Source organism: Marinomonas sp. TW1, assembly GCF_001625355.1.
Taxonomy (GTDB): domain Bacteria; phylum Pseudomonadota; class Gammaproteobacteria; order Pseudomonadales; family Marinomonadaceae; genus Marinomonas.
Window position 1 is genome coordinate 1 of record NZ_JSEE01000039.1, and the last position, 940, is coordinate 940.

The window sequence follows — 940 nt, forward strand, 5'->3', positions numbered from 1 at the left end:
CCATCTTGGGCTAAGACGGTGCCTGAACTCGTGACATTCTCTGCATTGATGTCGATAGTATTTAAAGCTTCAATCGTGGAATCTTTGTTGGTGAGATTGCCCTCGGCATCTAAGATCAGATCAGTATCCGCATGAACCAAAGCGCCATCTGTATTTGTGACGTTTCCAGCGATGTTTAAATCAAGCTTATCTGTTGAATAGACTTTACCGTTAACCGTACTGTTGTTTAGTTCGGTGGCATTAATCGTGATGCCTTTACCCGCCAAAGCACCTTGGTTATCCACCTTGTTAGCTTGAATGGTTAAGGTACCATCTTGGGCTAAGACGGTGCCTGAACTCGCGATATTCTCTGCATTGATGTCGATAGTATTCAAAGCTTCAATCGTGGAATCTATGTTGGTGAGGTTGCCCTCAGCATCTAAAGTCAGATCAGTATCCGCATGTACCAGAGCACCATCTTTATTCGTGACATCGCCAGTAATGTTGAGATCGAGTTTGTCTGTTGAATAGACTTTACCGTTAACCGAACTATTGTTTAGTTCGGTGGCATCAATCGTAATGCCTTTAGCAGCCAAGGTTCCTTGGTTATCGACCTTGTTGGTTTGAATGATTAAGGTGCCGTCTTGCGCCAGAATCGTCCCAGAGCTGGTGAGGTTCTGACTTTTGATGTCGACCTGGTTTAAAGCTTCAATCGTGGAATCTGTATTGGTGAGATTGCCCTCGGCATCTAAGATCAGATCAGTATCCGCATGAACCAGAGCACCATCTTCATTAGTGACGTTACCTTGTACATTCAACGCCATTGCATCCGTTGAATACATCTTGGCGTTAGCTGAACTGTTGCTCAGTTCGGTGGCATCAATCGTAATGCCTTTACCTGCCAAGGAACCTTGGTTATCCACTTTGTTGGTTTGAATGGTTAAGGTGCCGTCTTGTGCCA

The 940-nt window shown here is 44.8% G+C and carries 1 protein-coding gene; it reads right to left on the minus strand.

Annotated elements, in window-relative coordinates; genetic code table 11:
• Positions 1-940, minus strand: a 940-nt coding sequence (locus tag OA79_RS17755) for a hypothetical protein (RefSeq protein WP_156486300.1), incomplete at both ends; no start/stop codon positions are given.